General features: G+C 62.5%; 18 protein-coding genes. 10 read left to right on the top strand and 8 right to left on the bottom strand.

Annotation, left to right across the window (positions count from 1 at the left end):
• Positions 1 to 20: 20 nt before the first annotated feature.
• The 4 genes from NK8_RS30435 to NK8_RS30420 form a co-directional block, all read right to left on the bottom strand.
• Positions 21 to 854, bottom strand: coding sequence for an ABC transporter permease (locus NK8_RS30435; RefSeq protein WP_162070664.1), 834 nt, complete (start codon positions 852 to 854; stop codon positions 21 to 23).
• On the bottom strand, positions 851 to 1,675 hold the full coding sequence (locus NK8_RS30430; RefSeq protein ID WP_162070665.1) for an ABC transporter ATP-binding protein: 825 nt from the start codon (positions 1,673 to 1,675) through the stop codon (positions 851 to 853). The genes NK8_RS30435 and NK8_RS30430 overlap by 4 nt, the downstream gene beginning before the upstream one ends.
• A gap of 9 nt (positions 1,676 to 1,684) precedes the next feature.
• Entirely contained in the window at positions 1,685 to 2,725 is a 1,041-nt protein-coding gene (locus tag NK8_RS30425) for an ABC transporter substrate-binding protein (RefSeq protein WP_213231868.1), read from the bottom strand.
• A 97-nt stretch (positions 2,726 to 2,822) separates the two neighbouring features.
• The gene (locus tag NK8_RS30420; protein WP_162070667.1) at positions 2,823 to 3,959 is read right to left on the bottom strand and encodes a porin; all 1,137 of its coding nucleotides are present in this window, start codon (positions 3,957 to 3,959) and stop codon (positions 2,823 to 2,825) included.
• Between the two features lie 438 nt (positions 3,960 to 4,397).
• On the opposite strand from NK8_RS30420, the gene NK8_RS30415 reads away from it, so the two are divergent.
• From NK8_RS30415 to NK8_RS30405, 3 genes are read left to right on the top strand one after another with little or no spacing between them, the layout of a single operon-like run.
• The gene (locus tag NK8_RS30415; RefSeq protein WP_213231866.1) at positions 4,398 to 5,213 is read left to right on the top strand and encodes an IclR family transcriptional regulator; all 816 of its coding nucleotides are present in this window, start codon (positions 4,398 to 4,400) and stop codon (positions 5,211 to 5,213) included.
• 26 nt (positions 5,214 to 5,239) lie between these two features.
• A complete protein-coding gene (locus NK8_RS30410) occupies positions 5,240 to 6,280 on the top strand; it encodes a 2Fe-2S iron-sulfur cluster-binding protein (protein WP_213233252.1) in 1,041 nt (346 codons plus the stop codon).
• A 27-nt stretch (positions 6,281 to 6,307) separates the two neighbouring features.
• On the top strand, positions 6,308 to 7,300 hold the full coding sequence (locus NK8_RS30405; RefSeq protein ID WP_162070670.1) for an ABC transporter substrate-binding protein: 993 nt from the start codon (positions 6,308 to 6,310) through the stop codon (positions 7,298 to 7,300).
• A gap of 46 nt (positions 7,301 to 7,346) precedes the next feature.
• Here the strand turns inward: NK8_RS30405 and NK8_RS30400 are convergent, their stop codons facing one another.
• From NK8_RS30400 to NK8_RS30385, 4 genes are all read right to left on the bottom strand, one after another.
• Entirely contained in the window at positions 7,347 to 8,471 is a 1,125-nt protein-coding gene (locus NK8_RS30400) for a VIT1/CCC1 transporter family protein (protein ID WP_213231865.1), read from the bottom strand.
• Between the two features lie 129 nt (positions 8,472 to 8,600).
• Positions 8,601 to 9,575 (bottom strand): PDR/VanB family oxidoreductase, encoded by a 975-nt coding sequence (locus NK8_RS30395; protein WP_225936427.1) that lies wholly within the window; start codon positions 9,573 to 9,575, stop codon positions 8,601 to 8,603.
• Between the two features lie 77 nt (positions 9,576 to 9,652).
• On the bottom strand, positions 9,653 to 10,816 hold the full coding sequence (locus tag NK8_RS30390) for a Gfo/Idh/MocA family protein (protein ID WP_213231863.1): 1,164 nt from the start codon (positions 10,814 to 10,816) through the stop codon (positions 9,653 to 9,655).
• A complete protein-coding gene (locus NK8_RS30385) occupies positions 10,813 to 11,367 on the bottom strand; it encodes a MarR family winged helix-turn-helix transcriptional regulator (RefSeq protein ID WP_162070674.1) in 555 nt (184 codons plus the stop codon). Before NK8_RS30385 ends, NK8_RS30390 begins: the two co-directional genes overlap by 4 nt.
• A 302-nt stretch (positions 11,368 to 11,669) precedes the next feature.
• Here NK8_RS30385 and NK8_RS30380 point away from each other — a divergent pair, with 302 nt between their 5' ends.
• The 7 genes from NK8_RS30380 (at position 11,670) to NK8_RS30350 (ending at position 19,439) form a co-directional block, all read left to right on the top strand.
• A complete protein-coding gene (locus tag NK8_RS30380) occupies positions 11,670 to 12,908 on the top strand; it encodes an aromatic ring-hydroxylating dioxygenase subunit alpha (protein ID WP_213231862.1) in 1,239 nt (412 codons plus the stop codon).
• Between the two features lie 229 nt (positions 12,909 to 13,137).
• Positions 13,138 to 15,345: a tripartite tricarboxylate transporter permease gene (locus tag NK8_RS30375; RefSeq protein WP_213231861.1), complete on the top strand. Its 2,208-nt coding sequence runs from the start codon at positions 13,138 to 13,140 to the stop codon at positions 15,343 to 15,345.
• A 70-nt stretch (positions 15,346 to 15,415) separates the two neighbouring features.
• Positions 15,416 to 16,480: a tripartite tricarboxylate transporter substrate binding protein gene (locus NK8_RS30370; protein ID WP_213231860.1), complete on the top strand. Its 1,065-nt coding sequence runs from the start codon at positions 15,416 to 15,418 to the stop codon at positions 16,478 to 16,480.
• Positions 16,481 to 16,524: 44 nt separating this feature from the next.
• Positions 16,525 to 17,238 carry a class II aldolase/adducin family protein gene (locus tag NK8_RS30365; RefSeq protein ID WP_213231859.1) on the top strand — a complete coding sequence of 238 codons (714 nt, stop codon included), beginning with the start codon at positions 16,525 to 16,527 and terminating at the stop codon, positions 17,236 to 17,238.
• Between the two features lie 64 nt (positions 17,239 to 17,302).
• Positions 17,303 to 18,289, top strand: a complete 987-nt coding sequence (locus NK8_RS30360; RefSeq protein ID WP_213233251.1) for an ABC transporter substrate-binding protein — start codon at positions 17,303 to 17,305, stop codon at positions 18,287 to 18,289.
• Between the two features lie 6 nt (positions 18,290 to 18,295).
• Positions 18,296 to 18,907 carry a chromate transporter gene (locus NK8_RS30355; RefSeq protein WP_162070679.1) on the top strand — a complete coding sequence of 204 codons (612 nt, stop codon included), beginning with the start codon at positions 18,296 to 18,298 and terminating at the stop codon, positions 18,905 to 18,907.
• Positions 18,908 to 18,911: 4 nt separating this feature from the next.
• The gene (locus tag NK8_RS30350) at positions 18,912 to 19,439 is read left to right on the top strand and encodes a chromate transporter (RefSeq protein ID WP_213231858.1); all 528 of its coding nucleotides are present in this window, start codon (positions 18,912 to 18,914) and stop codon (positions 19,437 to 19,439) included.

The following is a 19,439-nucleotide window of genomic DNA, read 5'->3' as shown; positions in this document are numbered from 1 at the left end:
GACGTAATGATGAGGCGCGTTCAACGCGAGGACTTCCACGGAATCAGCTTGCGCTCCAGCTCGGTCAGCACGACCGAGATGAGATAGCCGAGCGCGGCGATCACGAGCAAGCCGACGTACATCTGTTCTACGGACAGCAGCTCCCACGCATTCCAGATCATGTAGCCGAGGCCGCTCTTCGAACCGATCATTTCCGCGATGGCGATCAGCATCAGACCGAGACCGATGCCGAGCTTGATGCCGCTCATGATGTGCGGCACGGCGCCCGGCAGTGCGATGGTGCGAAACACTTGCCAGCGGCTCGCGCGGAAGTTGCGGCCCACATCAAGATAGATCTTGTTGATTTCTAGCACGCCCGTAGCGGTATTGATGAGCACGGGGAAGAACACGCCAATCGCGACCATCACGATCTTCGATGCTTCGCCGAGTCCGCAGATCAGCAGCAGCAGCGGAAAGATCGCGCTTTTCGGCACCGGATAGGTTGCTGCGATGAGCGGGTCGAACACGGCGCGCAGCGGCCGCGACAGACCGATCGCCACGCCGAGGATCAGCGCCGGAATGCCGCCCGCGAGCGTGCCCCAGAAGAGACGCTGCAGCGTGGCCCAGGTGTTGTCCCATAGCGAGCCGTCGTTGACGAGCGCGATGAAAGTGCCGAACACTTTCGATGGCGCGGGAAAGAAGCGCTCGTCGATCACGCCCGTCTCCGCGAGGATCTGCCAGATAATCAGCAGCACGACCGGCGATGCGATGCTGATCATGCGGTCGCGGCTATTGCCCGAGAACAAGCGCTTGAGACGGGAAGAGGATGACGTGTATTGCATCGCCGGTGCGGTCAGTTTTTGCGCGGTTTTCATGCGTGAATCTCGCCAAGGTCGCGTGAACGGGCGCGCTGAACTTCCTCGCGCAGTTGCCCCCAGATGGAATAGACGAACTCGCCGTACTCGGGCCGCGAACGCAGTTCGAGCACCGAGCGCGGACGTTCGAACGGCACATCGACGATCTGTTTCGCCGTGCCCGGCTGCGCCGTCATGATCATCACGCGATCGCCGAGCGTCACCGCTTCATCGACGCTGTGCGTGATGAAGAGCACGGTCTTGCGCGTCTCTTCCCAGATGCGCAGCAGTTCTTCCTGCAACAGCACCTTGTTCTGTTCGTCGAGTGCGGAGAAGGGTTCGTCCATCAGCAGAATGTCGGGGTCGTTCGCGAACGCGCGCGCGATCGAAACGCGCTGACGCATGCCGCCCGACAGTTGATGCGGATAAGCCTTCGCGAAGCGCGTGAGACCAGTGCGGCTCAGGTAATGCCCGACCACTTCGCGGATCTGCGCCTTGGGTACGCCGCGCAACGTGAGACCGTAGGCGGCGTTGTCCCATACCGTCATCCACGGGAACAGGGAATCGCCCTGGAACACCATCGAATTGCTCGGGCGATTCTCGGCGGGCGCGCTGATCTCGACGGTGCCGCTCGTCGGTTCGTCGAGATTCGCGAGCATGCGCAGCAGCGTGGACTTGCCGCAGCCGCTCGGGCCGACGATCATGAAGAAGCAGCCCGTGGGAATATCGAGCGACATGTTGTCGAGCGCGGTCACCGTGCCGCCGCCCGATTGAAACGTCTTGGTCAGATTGCGCAGACGGATCTTGACTGGCGCGTCATCGGAAAGAGAGGGGATGGACATGCCGGTTCCTTACTTGAGCGGTTTGTATGGGCCGAGTTCTTTCACGGCGTTCTCCGCAAACGACGTGTCGAGCACTTGCGTGACCGTCACGTTGCCCTTCACGACGCCTTCGCTCTTGAAGAACGCGAGATCGTTCTCCAGGCTCGCGACGTTGAGCTTGCCGTCCGGATTCGTGCCCTGCGGCACGATCGTGCGGTAGGTGTTGGGGTCCTTGATCGGCGTGTATTCGTTGAGAATCGAGATCACTTCCGCTGCATTCGGTCCCGCGATCTTGCCGTTCAATAGTGCATTGTTATAGTCGCGGACCGCGCGGATATACGCGCGCATGAAGGCCTTCGCCGCCTGCGGATGATCCTTGATGAAGACGGTCGAATAGAGCACGACCGCGAGCTGATGATCCGGATAGATTTGATCGTCGCCGATCACGCGCACTGCGGCGCCGCGCCTGACGGCTTCGGTGGCGGAGGGCTCGGTCGTCAGCGCGGCGTCGACGGCCTTGTTCTGCAGCGCCATCACGTGCTGCGGAAAGGAAAGATAGATGCGCTCGACATCGCTCGTCTTTAGGCCGGCTTTCTTGAGCGCTTCGTTCATCGTCGAGGTGGATGCGCTGCCCGTTGCGCTGCCCGCGACTTTCATGCCCTTCAGATCGGCGAGCGACTTGTAGCGGCCATTCGCGACGAGATCGGCGCGCACCAGCAGCGGCTGATAGCCGTATCCCGGCGGCGTCGACCCTTTATCGGCCACGATCTTGATGCCGATGCCGCGCACCACCGCGTTGTACAGCCCCGCGGAAGGCGAGCCGCCCGCGACATCGAGCTGCCCCGCACCGAGCGGCGCGACCATCTTCGCGCCGGAGTCGAACGGAATGAACTTCGCGTCGAGGCCTTCCTGGCGGAAGTAGCCTTTCTTCTCGGCGATGAAGAACGCCACGTCGCTGCTCGCGTTGGCGATGCCCACGCGTACCGTCGTCAGATCGGCGGCAAGCGCGGCCCCCGATCCCGACACGACGCACGCAACGAGCGCCGCGCCCCATACTCTGACTCCTTTCACTACGTATCTCCTTCTGTTGTTCCTTTATATGGAACAACGTGTCGTTGTATGGAACAACATTAGCATCGACGAAATCGCGCTGTCAATGCAAACGCGTTCAGAAGCGGTGACGCAGCGAGAGCTTGACCGCCACCTGGTTCGGCGTCGTCGACTGGCCGAGCGAGCCGATCGCCGCGACGGCGGGCTTGCCCGTCGAATCGATGCCCGATGCGTGCTGCCAGACGCCGACCAGATTCAGGTCGGTGCGTTTGGAGATGAAATAGTCGGGCCCGACATCCACTTGTTCGTATTTCGCCGATTCGGCCTTCGTGTAGTCGAAGGAAGCGGCGAGTTGAAGCGACGGAATCACGTACCAGCGCGCATTGATTTCGTAGCTGTTGAAGGTGGCCTTGCCGGTGTTAGGCGTGGTCGGCGTGCGCAGGATGTCGTTGAAGCGCGTGTTGGTGTACACGAAGCCGATCTTGCCCGAACCGAAGCTGTAGGAAATGCCCGCGCCGAAAATCTCGACCGAATTCGCCGATGCATAGCCGCTATATACAGGGCTCTTGCCCGGCGACGTGTAGCCGGGCTGGCCGGGATTCACGGTGCCGTCATACGCGGAGACCGACGGGTTGTTCACGTTGTCATAAGCGATCGCGGCCGAGATCGGTCCATTCACATACGAGGCCGCGAGCGTGTAGATGCGATTCGACGCGAAGTTGCCCGCGACGCCGCCCGGCGCGAAGATCCCCGACAGGCGCAGGCCGTACATATTCGGCGACATGTACTTCACCGCGTTGTTGACGCGGAAGTTCGAGTTCAGGTTATCGAAGTCGCCCGGGTGCGTGCCGACCCAAGCCCACAGCGAGGTCGCCGCGATCTCGCCGATCCATTCGGTCATCGGATCGTACTGGCGGCCGAGCGTGACCGTGCCGTACGGGCTCGACAGGCCGACGAACGCTTGCCGGCCGAATTCGCGGCCGCCCTGCAGCAGCTTTCCGTTGGAGGTATCGAAACCGTTTTCGAGCGTGAAAATCGCCTTCATGCCGCCGCCGAGATCTTCGGAACCGCGCATGCCCCAGCGGCTGCCGTTGGTCTGTCCCGTCACCGTCTCGATGTTCGAGTGGCCCGACTGGTTGTTGATATAGACCAGACCGGCGTCGAGCAGGCCGTACAACGTGACCGAACTCTGCGCATGCGCCACGCCGGCGCCGGCCAGCATGGGAAGTGCGATAAACAACGCTGACTTTTTCATGGGGTCTCCGTCCCTTGTTTCATAGTGATGCCGGTTTCGTGCGAACCGGGATGCTGTGTTGCGAAATCTTTTGAAGTTGATTGCACATTGATACGGATGCCTAACCGTAAGTGCGTCATGAGCACTCTCGGGAGCTATTTCTTTTAACGAATGTTCGGTTACTTCTGTTGGCCGCCCGGCCGAGGAAATCCGCAGATCTTCATTTCGTTCCGCTATACAGAACGACGGTCTGTTAAAATGGGACGAATTGAGTTTCGCTTTGTTTAGGTCCCTAAGTCAAGCGGAACGAAAGGCAGTCAGGGTTATTCCGCATCGGTATCGCTCGATCTGTCGGTTTTCGCATCGCGATACAGGCGATTGGACGGACGCATTCGCTGATCCATGCGTTCCTATATGCGGAACGCTATTCCATTTAAGTATTTCGTGGAGTATATTTCGATGAAATCAGAAGTAGGGCAGGGCGAAGCAAAGGCGCAGGAGAAAGAGGAGGGACCGCAGCGGCTGTCGTCCGTGACCGCGGCGCTCCAGTTGTTGAAGGTGTTCTCGGAGCACGAGCCGGAATTGGGCATCAGCGTGCTCGCGAAACGCATGGGCATCGCGAAGAGCACGGCGCACCGGCTCGCGAGCGCATTGCTGTCCGAGGGCATGCTGGAGCAGAACGCGGATAACGGGCGCTATCGCCTGGGCATTCAGTTGTTCACGCTGGGCGCGCTCGTGCGGCGGCGCTTCGATGTCGCGAAGCAGGCGGTGCCGTTTCTGCACGTGCTACGCGAGCACACCGACGAAACCGTGCATCTCGCGGTGCTGGACGACACGAGCATCGTGTACCTGTTCAATCTCGAGAGCGATCAGGCGATCCGCATGCGTTCGTATATCGGCGTGCGCAAGCCCGCGTTCTGCACCGCCGAAGGTCATGTGCTGCTCGCGGCGCGCACGCCGGACGTCGTATCGCGTGTGCTGAAAGAAGGGCTCGTTGCGCGCACGCCGAAGACCAACACCGACACGCAGGTGTTCCTGAAGACGCTGGACGCGGCGCGCCGCGACGGCTATTCGATCGACGACGAAGAGTCGGAGGTCGGCATGCGCGGCATCGCGGCGCCCGTGCGCGATATCTCGGGCAACGTGGTGGCCGCGGTGGGTATAGGCGGGCCGGCGCAACGGCTCACGAAAAAGGCGCTGCGCGCAGCGGTGCCGCATTTGCTTACGGCGGCCGAAGGCATTTCCGCAACCCTCGGATTCCACAGGCCGCTATGAAATAACTCTTGAAACAAGGTGGATTCATGCATTCGGACGGCCACGCACATCGCATCACGCTCGCAGCAACCGATCAATCCTTCGAATGCGAGGCCGGCGATGTGATGCTGCGCTCGGCCCTGCGTGCGGGCATCGCGTTTCCATACGAATGCAATGTCGGCGCATGCGGCAACTGCAAGTTCGAACTGATCGAAGGGGAAGTGGATGTCGTGTGGCCCGACGCGCCGGGCTGGACCGCGAAGGATCGCGAGCGCAGGCGTTATCTCGGCTGCCAGAGCGCGCCGCGCGGCGATTGCACCATCAAGATGCGTCCTTCCGCGCACTACGCGCCGAAACATGTGCCGCGCTCCGTGAGCGGCACGCTCACGGAGCGCCGCGCGATCACGCATGACATCGAGGAATTCCGCTTCACGTTGTCCGGCGACATGCCGTTCGAGCCGGGCCAGTATGCGTTGCTGACGCTGCCCGGCGTCACCGGCCAGCGGGCGTATTCGATGAGCAATATCGCCGATGGCATCGCTGAGCCGCGCGAACTGCATTTCCAGGTTCGCCGCGTGCCGAACGGACAGGGCACAAGCGTGCTGTTCGATGCGCTCGATATCGGCACGCGCGTCGATATCGACGGGCCTTATGGCATGGCTTATCTGCGTCGCGACGTGAAGCGCGACATTCTCTGCATCGCGGGCGGATCGGGTCTCGCGCCGATGATCTCGATCGCGCGCGGCGTCGCGGCCGATCCCGCGCTCGACGATATCAAGCTGCATTTCCTCTACGGCGGGCGCACGCCGCGCGACGTGTGCGGCCGCGACATGCTCGAAGCGTTGCCGGGATGGGCCGAGCGCCTGCATTTCCAGGCCGCCGTGTCCGATGTCGCGCCCGATAGCGAAACCGTGTGGGATGGCCACGTCGGCTTCGTGCACACGGTGGCGGAAACGCTCTTCGGCGAGAACCTGCGCGACATGGAGATCTACTTCGCCGGACCGCCCGCGATGGGTGCGGCGATCCAGCGCGCGCTCGTTGCATTGAAAATGCCATTCGAGCAGGTGCACTTCGATCAGTTCTATTGAATCCCAACACGCTGCCAGGAGCAGACCTTGTCCAAGCTGAGACTCACTTTCGGATGCTGGAATTACGACCGCACGCGCGCATTGATGGACGGCAGCGTGCAGCCCGACGGCATCGATCTCAACTATCTGAACATGCCGGTGGAAGAAACGTTCTTCCGCATGCTGCGTCATCACGAATTCGATGCGTCGGAGATGTCGCTGTCGTCGTACACGATGTCGTGCTTTCGCGAGCCGCGTCCATTCATCGCGATTCCGGTGTTTCCGTCGCGCTTCTTCCGTCATTCGTGCATCTACGTCAATGCCGATTCGGGCATCGAGAAGCCGCAGGATCTGATCGGCAAGCGCATCGGCAATCCGGAGTATCAGATGACCGCACCCGTGTGGATTCGCGGCATTCTGTCGGACCATTACGGCGTGCCCGTGGATAGCGTCACGTATTACACCGGCGGCGAAGAAGAGCCGAATCGTCCGGAGAAGCTCAAGCTCGATCTGCCTTCGAACATTCGCGTCGAGCAGATCGGTGCGGACAAGACCTTGTCGCAGATGCTGCTCGATGGCGAAATCGATGCGCTCTATACCGCGCGCATGCCGTCGTCGTATGTGAGCGGCAAGGGGCGCGTGAAGCGTCTCTTCGAAAACTATATCGATGTGGAACGTCAGTACTTCCGCGACACGAAGATGTTCCCGATCATGCACACGGTCGTGCTGAGGCGCGAGGTTTACGAAGCGAATCGCTGGGCCGCGCAATCGCTCTATAAGGCACTGATCGAATCGCAACGTCGCACGTATGCGGACCTCAACGAGACCGCCGCGCTGAAGTCGATGTTGCCGTGGCTGAACGCGCATGTCGAAGCGACGCGCAAGGAAATGGGCGACGATTTCTGGCCTTATGGGCTCGACAGAAATCGCGAGAACCTGCGCACGTTCCTGCGTTATTCATACGAGCAGGGCTTGTCGAAGCGCTTGCTCGAACCTGAGGAAATCTTCGCGCCGGAGACCTTCGAGTCGTTCAAGATCTGACTACCGGAACGCGATGTGCCGCGCGTTCGGAAGCGCGGCGCTTCGCTCAGGAAAGCGATACGCCCAGCAGACTGCCGATGCCGTATGTGCAGCCCGCCGCGACCATCCCGATCAGCACTTGCCGCACGGAAGAAAACAGCGCGCCACGGCCATTGAAGAGCGACGTGAACATGCCGATGCCCGCAAGCCCGAGGCCGCTCAACACGACGCACTGCACGATGCCTTGCGTACCGCTCGCCCATAGAAACGCCACAGCCGGAATGAACGCGCCGATGGCGAACGTGATGAATGACGCGAGCGCGGCCGTCCACGGATTGCCGCCCAGTTCGCGAGGATCGAGACCGAGCTCTTCGCGCGTAAGGGTATCGAGCGCCTTGTCCTTGTCACGCATGATCTCGGCGGCGACGCTGCGCGCCTGTTCCGCGTCCATGCCCTTCGCCTGATATATGAGCGCGAGTTCGTGACGCTCGGCATCGGGCATGTGCTCCAGCTCGTCGCGTTCCCTTGCGATCTGCGCGCGTGCAAGCTCACGCGCATTGGTGACGGAGAGCCACTCGCCGAGCGCCATTGACGCAGCGCCCGCTATCAGGCCGGCGAACCCCGTCAGAAGGATCGTGCCGCTTTCACTGCCCGCGCCCGCAACACCCATGATCAGACAGAAGTTGGAGACGAGACCATCGTTCGCGCCGAGCACGGCGGCGCGCAAATCGTTGCCCGACGCTACGCCGCGATGCCACGATTCGGCCGCCGCGATCGCACCGCCTTTGCTCAGGCCTTTGTTGCGATTCACCACATCCTGCACGATGTCCGCGTGATGACGCTCTTCGGCCGACATTTGCGCCGCATCGGGTTGTTCCGCGTATTTGTCGCGATCGGCCATTTCGCTGGCGGCTACGGAACGCAGCACGAAATCCCGGCCGAACGCTCGCGCGAGCACCCGCATGATCCGCGTCTTCGCACCGACGCGATGTGTTCGCACCGCTACGCCGTTCGCTCTTAGTTTCGCGGCCCAGATATCGGCGTGGCGGCGTTCCGCCGCGGCCAGTTCCGCATAGACGCGCCGCTTGTCGTCCTGCTTTTCGGCGTGCGCAAGGGTGTCGTAGAGGGCTGCGCTGTCGAGTTCGTCGGCGAGATTGGATGTGAAGCGCTTGAGTTCGGTCTGGGACGCCATGACGTCACCTTTATCGTTCGTCTCATTGAGTCAAGAGTAACGACGAAAGTCATGACATGGCGCTAATACCCCCAAAGCGTGCGATGAGTGAAAATGGAATCGCGTCTCATGGTCGTTTCGACGAAACGATCAGAGGTCGAGCACCAGTTCATCCGAACACGCACGCGAAACACAGATCATGATATCCGACGCCTGCTCGTCATCATCGAGGACGAAGTCGCGATGATCGGCCTCGCCTGACAACAGACGGGTTCTGCACGAGCCGCATGTGCCAGCTTCGCATGAGCTCGGTGTATCGATGCCATTCGCGCGCAGCGCGTCGAGGATCGTTTCGCCCGGCGCGACGTTCACGCAGCCGCCGCTGCGCGCGAGCCGCACGGTGAATGCCTTTTCTCCCGCGGCGTTGTCATGCGCGCTCGTGCCGAAGTCCTCGAAATGCACGGCGGAAGAGGGCCAGTGCGAAGCGGCGTCGCGCACCGCCTGCATGAGCGGACGCGGGCCGCAGCAATAGATCTGCGTGTCGCCATGACGTTCGGCGACGAGCGGCGCGATCGCCAGCGACTGCGCGCGGTCGCCGAAGTCGTGATGCACGCGCACACGCGCAGCAAATTCTCCGGCCAGCAGTTCGTCGAGGAATGCGGTCGATTCGGGTGAGCGCGTGCAATAGATCACATCGAAATGCGCGCCGCGCGCCGATAGCTCGGCCATCATCGCGCGCATCGGCGTGATGCCGATGCCGCCTGCGATCAGCAGATAGCGCGACGCATCGCGCGATAGCGGAAAGTAGTTGAATGGCGACGCCACATCGAGCACGGCGCCGGCGTGCACGTCCCGCGCCATGCTCAGCGAGCCGCCGCCGCCCGCCGCATCGCGCTTCACCGCGATCACGTAACGATCGCGCTCGGCGGGATCGTTGCAAAGCGAATAGCGTCGCGCAATGCCTGCGGGGGTCTGCACCAGCAAGTGCGCGCCAGCGGTGAAGGGCGGCAGCGTGCCGCCGTCTTCGGGCCGCAACTCGAACAGAAATATATCCTCCGCGATTTCGCGCTTGCACGTGACGGTGAGCGACAGCGTTCCGTCGATAGATTCGATTCGGTCAGGCATGCTAATCGTATTCATGATTCTCGCGCGGCCTCGTTTGCCGCCTCACAGTTGGATCAGGTCATCACGCGATCACGCGATCAGGCGAGCGCGACCTGATGCTCCAGAAATACTTCCTCGCCACGCTCCGACGATGCAATCGCCGCCGCGCAGACTTCGAGATTCGCGAGCCCCCAGCGACCATCGTGGATGGCGCGCTTGCGTCCGCTGATCGCATCGTGGAACTCGCGCATGACGAGTTCGCGCGGTGAGACATCGGTGGGCAAATCGATTTCGCGTTTTCCGTCGCTCGTATAAACGAACAAGCCCTTGGCCGACTGGCGCATCTCGCCGCGTTCACAACTGACAAGCGTGAGTCCGAAGAACGGTTGATTCGGCGCACTCGCGGGAATCGCGTTGCGTGCGCGTTCGGCCTTGGCGCGCAATTCGTCTTCGATATTCGCGGGTCTGGCGATCGCGCGCGATTGCGCCGGAAAACCCCATTCGCCGATGTCGAAGCACAACTCCGCGCTCGCGAAACGTCCATAGCCGTTGTAGACCGCGGTGGCGGCGGCGCCGTCGGCGAATTCGATGAACACCGTGTGCGCGCCGGTCGCGCGACGCTCCGGGTCCCAGTCGAAAGTCTTCGCACGCACGCTGCGCGCGGCGCCGCCGGCGAGCAGACGGATGATGTCGAACTGATGCGAGCCCTGGCGCAAGGTCACGCCGCCACCTTGCGACACATCGAGCTCATCGGGGCGGCGCGGACGATAGATCCAGTCCGTGAAGCACCACGTATGCACCATGCACACGCGGCCAAGCTCGCCCGACGCGATGAGCTCGCGCATCGCGTGAATCGGCTGATCGTAGCTGTGCGAGTGCCCGGCGAGCAGCACGATGCCGGCCGTATCGGCGGCGGCGACCATTGCGCGTGCGTCGTCGAGATTCGCGGCCATCGGCTTTTCGACGAGCACATGCTTGCCCGCGCGCGCCGCACGCTCGACATGCGCGCGATGCAGCGTCGTGGGCGATGCGACATAAACCGCATCGAGCGCGCCGTGTTCGATGAGCGCGTCGATGCTTTCGTAAGCGGCGACGCCGAATTCCTGCGCGCCGCGTTCGCGCACCGCTTCCGACGGATCGGCGAAGCCTGCGAACACGAAGCCCGCATGCTTGACGATGGCGGGCACGAACGCGCGTCCCGCCGTGCCGAAGCCGACGATGCCAATGCGTACCCGCTTCGCCGCGTCGCTCGTGTTCGTCACAGTGAGTCCTCGCTCGAATCGCCGTTGGCCGGATCGCGGCCGTTCTTCGGAGCCGCGACTTCGTCGGCGGCCAGATTCTCGATCATCGCGAGCAGGGTTCGCCGCGTCGCAGCGATGTCTTCCGGCGCGATGCCCGCGAGTGCGATGCGGTTCACATCGATCGCGTAGGGCACGAGCACGCTGCGCAGCGCGACGCCCTTCGGTGTGAGAAAGACACGAACCTGCTTGCGGTTGTCGGGCAGCTTCTGGCGCGTGAGATAGCCGAGGGTTTCCATCGTCTTCAGTGCGGAAAACGTGGTCGGCTCCGCGACGCCCGCCTGCTCGCTCAACTGCCGTTGCGTGAGACCGTCCGTTTGCCAGAGGATGCGCAGGAATGTCCAGTGACCATAGAGCACCGAATGCTCTTTGAGACGAGCCTGTAAGGAACGTGAAAAGCCACGCGCCGCGTCCTTCACGAGATGCGCCATGCGCTCTTCCGGCAACGCCTCGCGCCAATGCTTGAGCGTGCCCGGCTGCGGGTCGCGGGGAATCTTCTGCTCGTTCTTGTTCATCCTCTCACCTGTGTTCCGGCACGCTCACATGCCGCTTTTCATAAACTTAGATAACTAAGTTAAATTTGTCAACGATCCCGACGTTAGGGTGAATCCCGATCTCATCGATGGACGGCCTCCTTGCAGAAAGTAGGCTCTTTATAGCGCCCGCTTGTTCTAGACGGCTTTCAGAAGCGTGCGCGTCCCGACTCGGTATTTTCCATTATTTTTAAGTTAGGTACCTAAGCATAATATCGATTTCAAGGCCGGCGGCAGGACGGTGTCTCCGGCAAGCTTTTTCCAAAACATACGGGAATCGACTCATGCTTACGGCAGAACAAAACGAAACAATGACGCGCATCGGGCCGGGCACGCCGATGGGCAAGCTGTTGCGTCGCTATTGGCAGCCCTTCGCTGCGGCATCGGAACTCGACGACAAGTGGACGCGGCGTGTGCGTCTGCTCGGCGAGGATCTCGTGCTCTTTCGGGACCGGCAAGGAAGGCGCGGCCTGATCGCGGAGCAATGTCCGCACCGGCGCGCGTCGTTCGCGCATGGCATCCCGACGGAACAGGGCATCCGTTGTCCCTATCACGGCTGGGAGTTTAGCGCAGAGGGTAAGTGCCTCGATCAGCCCAACGAGCCTGACAACTGCGCGTTTCGCGACAAGGTCGCGACGGATGCGTATCCGGTGGAGGAACTCGGCGGCGTGCTGTTCGCGTACATGGGACCGGAACCGCGCCCGCTTCTGCCGCGCTTCGATGGCTTCGTCGCGCCCGGCGCGATCCGCATGATGGGCCGCGCGCTGCTGCCGGTGAACTGGCTGCAGATCATGGAGAACTCGGTCGATCCGATTCATACCGAGTGGCTGCATGGCCATCACTATGAGTTTCAGAAGGAGCAGGAAGGCGTCAAGGTCGCGATCAGCGCGAAGCACGAAAAGATCGCATTCAACGAGTTCGAGTTCGGCGTGACCAAGCATCGTCTGCTCGCGGGACATTCGGAGGACTCGGACGACTGGCGCATCGGCCATCCGATCGTGTTTCCGAACATGCTGGCCGTGGGCAACGGCGACGAGACTTCGCGCTACTACTCGTTCCAGATCCGTGTGCCGGTCGACGACGAGCATACGCTCCACCTCTGGTACAACGCCTACATTCCGCCGCAGGGCATGGACGTGCCGGCGCGACTCACCGAGCGTCTGCATACCTACGACGTGCCGTTCAGGAACGAAGACGGCGAGTTCATCGTCGATAACGTCGATGGTCAGGACATGATGGCGTGGATCACGCAGGGCGCGATCGCGGACCGCACGCGCGAGAACCTCGGCGCGTCCGATCAGGGCCTCGCGATCTACCGCCGCATGCTCCGACGCGAGATGAAAAAGGTCGAGGCGGGCGAAGACCCGATGGGCATCGTGCGCGATCCCGTGCGCAATCAGTGCATCGACTTGCCCAACGAGCGCAAAAAGCACCACAACAGCGACGGCTTCGCGAGCTTCATGCTGCGCACGCATGCGAAGTATTCACCGATCGCACAGGATCTGGTGCGGATCTTCGAATAGACGCGCGGGGCGCAGCGCACGCGTCGGAGCTTGCATCTCGCATTCAAAAGACATAACGCAATCCTGAATGCGTAATGCAAAACGCATAATGCAACAGGCGGTTCGACTATAAACGCCCGGCCACGCAGCCGGGCGATTACCGGAGACTTGAGATGCGGCTCACAAGCACTCGATCGCGTGGTCACGGCTTCTGTCGTGTGGCGCGGCAAGCTCACCGGGAGGCGCGCTGATGCTCGATGCCGCTCTCCATGCGCTGACCCTGATCCTCGATCCGCTGCGTCTCGGGATCATGCTGGGCGGCGTGCTGCTCGGACTCGCGCTCGGCGTCGTGCCGGGCCTGGGCGGCATCGTCGGGCTTGCGCTGCTCATTCCGTTCACCTATCACCTCGACGGCTACACGGCCTTCGCGCTCCTGCTCGGCATGGCCGCGGTGACGACGGTGTCCGACTTCATCCCCGCCGTGCTGTTCGGCGTGCCCGGCACCGTGGGCGCGGCGGCCACGGTCCTGGACGGCCATCCGCTCGCGAAACAGGGCCACGCGCGGCGGGCGTTCGGCGCGGGTTACGCGGCTTCGCTCGCGGGCGGCATCTTCGGCGCGCTGCTGCTCGCGCTCGCGATTCCGGTATTGCGCCTGATCGTGCTGTATATCGGCTCGGCTGAATTGCTCGCGATGTGCATCTTCGGTCTTTCGATGGTCGCGACGCTCTCGGGCAAGGCGCCGATGAAAGGTCTCGCCGTGGCCTCGTTCGGCCTGATGCTTTCGCTGATCGGCTCCGATCCGCAAACGGGCACGCTGCGCTGGACGTTTGGCACTTTGTATTTATGGGACCATCTGCCGATCGTGCCGGTCACGCTCGGCATCTTCGCGCTGCCCGAACTCGCCGATATGGCGATCGAGCGCACCGGCATCGTGCGCGAGCGTGCGCAACCCGGCGTGCGGGCGAGCACGCAATGGGACGGCGTGAAGGACGCCGCGCGTCACTGGTGGCTCATCCTGCGCTGCAGCGGCCTCGGCGCGCTGCTTGGGGCGGTGCCGGGCATCGGCTCGGCGGTGATCGACTGGATGGCGTACGGCCACGCCATCCGCACCGAGAAGAACCCGGAGAACTTCGGCAAGGGCGATATCCGCGGCGTGATCGCATCGGAAAGCTCGAACAACGCGAAGGAGGGCGGCCACCTGATTCCGACCGTCGCGTTCGGCATGCCGGCGGGCGCATCGATGGCGCTGCTGCTGAGTGCATTCATCATGCACGGCTTCACGCCCGGCCCGGAGATGCTGACCAAGCATCTCGACGTGACGTACACGATCATCTGGACGCTGACGATCTCGCACATCATGGGCGCGGTGATCTGTCTTTCGAGCAGCAGCGTGTTCTCGCGTCTTGCGACGGTGCGCGTCGGCATCCTGATTCCACTCGTTGTCGCGATCGTCTATCTCGGTGCGTTCAATGCGAGCCAGAGTTGGGGCGACCTGTGCGCGCTCGTGCTGTTCGGCGCGATCGGCTGGATCATGAAGCGGCTGAACTGGCCGCGTCCGCCGCTGATTCTCGGGCTCGTGCTCGGCAGCATCTTCGAGCGTTATTACTTCATCTCGCACGAGATCTACGGCATGGGGCTGTTCGCGCGGCCGGTTGTCATCTCGATCCTGCTCGCCGCGTTGTGGGTCGTGCTCGGCCCGACGATCAAGGGCCTGCGCAAGACCTTGCGTGCGCGCTCGCAATCATCTTCGCGCGTCGCAGCGCCTTCGTTCAGGCTGCGTCTGCGCGGCTTCGACTGGCAGATCGTCTTCACGCTCGCGCTGACGGCGCTCGTGATCGTCGCGATGACGTTCGCCAGCGACTGGGCCTTCGCCGCGCGCCTGATGCCGATGACCAGCGCATGCGCCGCGCTCGTGTTCTGCGGCATCGTGCTGATCGAGCAGCTGTTCACACGCGAAACGAGCACGGCCGAAGTGAAAGCATCTTCATCGTTCGATACGTCCGCGCCGATGGGCGAACTCGCGCTGGCCGGCGCAGGAGCGCATTTCAGCGAACCGCGCGCAAGCGTGGACGCGCAAACCAACAACCTTGCCAAGGCCAATGCGAACGCGGCCGCGAGCGTGAGCATCGGAACACACGGCGATCCATCGTTGCACGATGGCCTCGCATCGGCGCTCGATACACGGACGCTCTACACACGCGGCGTGCGCTTCTTCGCATCGATCGCGGGTGCGCTCGCGGCGGCGGCGGTCATAGGCTTGCTGCCCGCATTGCTGATCTTCATGCTGCTCGTCGCGCGGTTCGAGTTCGGCGAACGCTGGCGCACGTCGGTCGTGCTTTCCGTTGCGATGACAGTCGCGTTATGGCTCGTATTCGGCCGCATTTTCTCGACGCCGTGGCCGCAATCGCTCATCGGCGACTGGCTTCCGGCGCTGCGTCAGCTCGGCGGTCTCGTCTGAGCGCGCAGCACGAACAAGCAAAAGACATCGGCGGCGAGGCCAGCCGGTCATCACTGGTGGAGACAGAATCATGAACGATCGACTCTCGCAGTCAAAGGCTCGGCAGATGATTGCGCGCGCAACTACCTCAGTGCTCGCGGCAACGCTCCTCTGCGCGCCGCTTGCGACCCGCGCGGCGGCCGAACCCGTGGCGGACTTCTACAACGGCCGCAATGTCACGATGACGATCGGCTATTCCGTCGGCGGCGGCTACGATACCTATGCGCGCCTGCTCGGCAAATACATCGGCAATTTCCTGCCGGGCAAGCCGACGATCACGCCGCAAAGTATGCCCGGCGCGGGCAGCCTGAAAGCGGTGAATTATCTCTATGGCATCGCGCCGAAGGACGGCGCGACCTTCGGCACCTTCGGCCGCACGATGCCCGAAGAGCCGCTTCTGGGCGAAGCGAAGTTCGATGCGCGCAAGCTCACCTGGCTTGGCAGCATCACGAGCGATGTCAGCTTGTGCGTGACGTGGAATACCTCGCCGGTGAAGACCTTCAAGGATCTCGTCGACAAGGAAGCGCGCATGGGCGGGCAGGGCGCGGGCTCGGACCCCGACGTGATCGCATCGACGATCAAGAATCTCTTCAATTCGAAACTGAAGCTCGTCACCGGTTATCCGGGCAGCAACGAAACCGCGCTCGCGATGGAGCGTGGCGAGATCGACGGCGAATGCGGCGTGTCGTGGAGCACGATTCAGACGCGCCATCCCGACTGGATCTCGGGCAAGAAGATCAACATTCTCGTACAGGTCGCGCTGGAGAAGCATCCCGAGTTGCCCGACGTGCCGCTTTTGCTCGACCTCGCGCCGAACGATCAGACGCGTCAGGTCTTGAAGGTGATTGTCGCGAGCCAGGTGTTCGCGCGTCCGTTCGCGGCGCCGCCGGGCATTCCGCCGGAGCGCACGGCCGCATTGCGTCAGGCGTTCGAGCAGACGCTGAAAGACCCGCAGTTTCTCGCCGAAGCCAAGCGCATGGGCCTCGAAGTGCGGCCCGTATCGTGGCAGCGCATGGACCAGTTGCTCGACGAGCTTTACAAGACCCCGCCCGATGTGCTTTCCAAAGCGAAAGCCGCGGTGGGCGGGCGCTACTAGCCATAGCGGAATCATAACCATCATCACGAACGCAGGACGACACCATGACTCTGGACGAAGCGAAGCAAAAACTGATCGACGCAGGGCGCATTCTCGAAGCGGAAGGACAGGGCGATCTCACGCGCGGGCATATTTCGGTGCGCGTGCCGGGCGACCCCACCCATTTCCTGATGAAGCCGCATAGCCACGGCTTCGACGAGATCACCGAGGACAACATCGTCGTCTGCAATCTCGAAGGCGAGAAGGTGAGCGGCGGCGGGCGTCGTCATAGCGAGGTCTTCATCCACTCGGAAATCTTCAGGTTGCGCCCCGATGTGACGAGCGTGATTCACGCGCACCCGACTCATGCGGTCGCGCTCTCGGCCACGGGCCAGCCACTCGAAATGATCAGCCAGCCGAGCGTGCATTTCGCGGACGGCCTGCCGTACTACACCGACACGATGAATCTCATCCGCACCCAGGACATGGGCGCGGGCGTCGCGCGCGCGCTCGGGCCGAACAAGGCCGTGCTGATGCGCAATCACGGCGTCGCGGTGGTGGGGCGCTCGATCGAGGAATCGGTGGTGCTGTCGCTGCTTCTGGACAACGCATGCCGTATTCAATTGCTGACCAAAGCGGCAGGCGGCGTCGCCGAAACCTTCTCGCCGGAAGACGTGGAACGCCTGCACGACGCCGTGACGCGCGCCGAGCAGTTCGCCGTCAACTTCGAGTTCCTGCGCCGCAAGGTCAATCGCAACCTGGTGCACTCGCTGGTTTAACGCACTTTGAATGCAATCGACAAACCGGCCTTATGAATACAAAACGCAGGAGAATCACACGATGATCGGAAAACTCAGACTCTCCGTCGCGATGGGCGACTACGACAGAACGCGCCCGTTGCTCGACGGTCAGGTGCAGATCGACGGCGCTGAACCCGCATTCATGACGCTCTCGCCCGAAGAGATGTTCTTTCGCGCGTTCCGCCATGAAGAGTTCGATATCAGCGAACTGTCATTCTCCAGTTACGCAGTGAAGACCGCGGATGGTTCGTGTCCTTACGTCGCCATTCCCGTGTTTCTTTCGCGGGCCTTTCGCCACACGTCCATCTATGTGCGTACCGATCGCATCCAGCGGCCCGAGGATCTGAAGGGCAAGCGCATCGGCCTGCCTGAATATCAACTGACCGCGAACGTGTGGGCGCGCGCGGTGCTGGAAGATGACTTCGGCGTGAAGCCGAGCGATGTGAAGTGGGTGCGCGGCGGCATCGACGAGCCGGGGCGCCCCGAGAAGATCAAGCTCGATCTGCCGTCCGATATCCGTCTCGAAGCCGCGTCCGAAAGCGACACGATTTCGGCGATGCTCGATCGCGGCGATATCGATGGCTTCATGGCGCCGCGTCCGCCCGGTTGCGCGGCGACGAACCCGAACGTCGGCTGGCTGTTTCGCGATCCGACCGCGGCAGCGAAGGACTATTACCGTCGCACGCGCGTGTTCCCGATCATGCATGTGGTGGGCATACGCAAGACGCTGGTCGAGCAGCATCCGTGGTTGCCGGCCGCCGTGCTCAAGGCATTCACCGAAGCGAAGCGCGTGGCGCTCGCGCGGCTATCGGATACATCGGCGACGAAGGTCACGCTGCCTTTCGTCGAAGAGCAGTTGAAAGCCGCGCGCGAATTGATGGGCGACGATCACTGGTCCTATGGCATCGAGGCGAATCGCGATACGCTCGAAACCTTCCTGCGCCATCATCATTCGCAAGGGCTATCGAAACGCCGCCTGAGTATCGAGGATGTCTTTCATCCGGCCACGTTCGAAACCGCCAGGATCTAGGCACGCATGACTGCCCATACGATCAGTGAGATCCCGCCCGCCGCCACGGTCGCGAGCGAACTGGACACGTTCGCTGCACCGCCCGTGCCCACTTCGTTCGCGCTATTCAAGGCGTTCTTCCTTATCGGTCTGACGGGATTCGGCGGCGTGTTGCCATGGGCGCGTCGCATGCTGGTGGAGCGTCTGGGCTGGCTCACGAATCGCGAATTCGCGGAGCTGTTGCCGCTCGCACAATTGCTGCCGGGGCCGAACGTCGCGAACATCGCGACCGTGCTCGGGCGGCAATATCGCGGCGCGAAGGGCGCGGCGATCGCGGTGTTCGGCTTGTATCTCGCGCCGACCATCATCACGATCGGCGTGGGCTACGCTTACGCGCGATGGGGACATGCGACGATCACCGCGCATCTCTTCGCGGGGCTCATGCCCGCGGCGACGGGACTCGTCATCGCGACCGTGCTGAAGCTCGTGACGAGTCTGCCGCGCGGTGCGGCGAGCATCGTGCTCGTGGCGGGCACGTTCATCGCCATCGCGATCATGAAGTTGCCGCTTCTCATCGTGCTTGCCGTGCTCGGGCCGCTCGGCACGATCGCGATGTTGCGCCGCGCGCGCAAGGAGTGAGGCGATGTGGAGCACACTCGCCGATCTCTTCGTGCACGGCGCGATCTGGTCGCTGCTCGCCGTGGGCGGCATGAACGCGACACTCGCCGATATCCAGCGCTATGCCGTCGATACGCGCCATTGGCTCACGGGCGAGCAGTTCGTCACGTTCTTTTCGATCACGCAGGCGGCGCCGGGCCCGAACGGCATGGCTGTCGCGTTGATCGGCTTTCAGGCGGCGGGACTCGCGGGCGCGCTGGTATCGACCATCGCCAAGATCCTGCCTTCTTCACTGATGGCGTACTTCGTGAGCGCGTGGGTCGAGCGGCGGCAGGACTCACGCATCGTCACTGCGATTCGTAAGGGACTCGCGCCCGTGACCGTGGGCCTGCTCGTTTCTGCTGCGTACGTGTTCGCGCGCGAAACGGATGTGAACGTGTCGCGCACGCTATGCACGGTGGTGTGCGCAGCGGTCGCTTATCGCAGCAAGCTCAATCCGATCTATCTCGTCGCGGCAAGCGCCTTGCTCGGGCTCGCGGGCGTATTCGGGTGA

The sequence above is a fragment of the Caballeronia sp. NK8 genome (assembly GCF_018408855.1).
GTDB lineage: Bacteria > Pseudomonadota > Gammaproteobacteria > Burkholderiales > Burkholderiaceae > Caballeronia.
The sequence above is the reverse complement of the archived record's forward strand: the minus strand, read 5'-3'. Positions and strand labels throughout refer to the sequence as shown.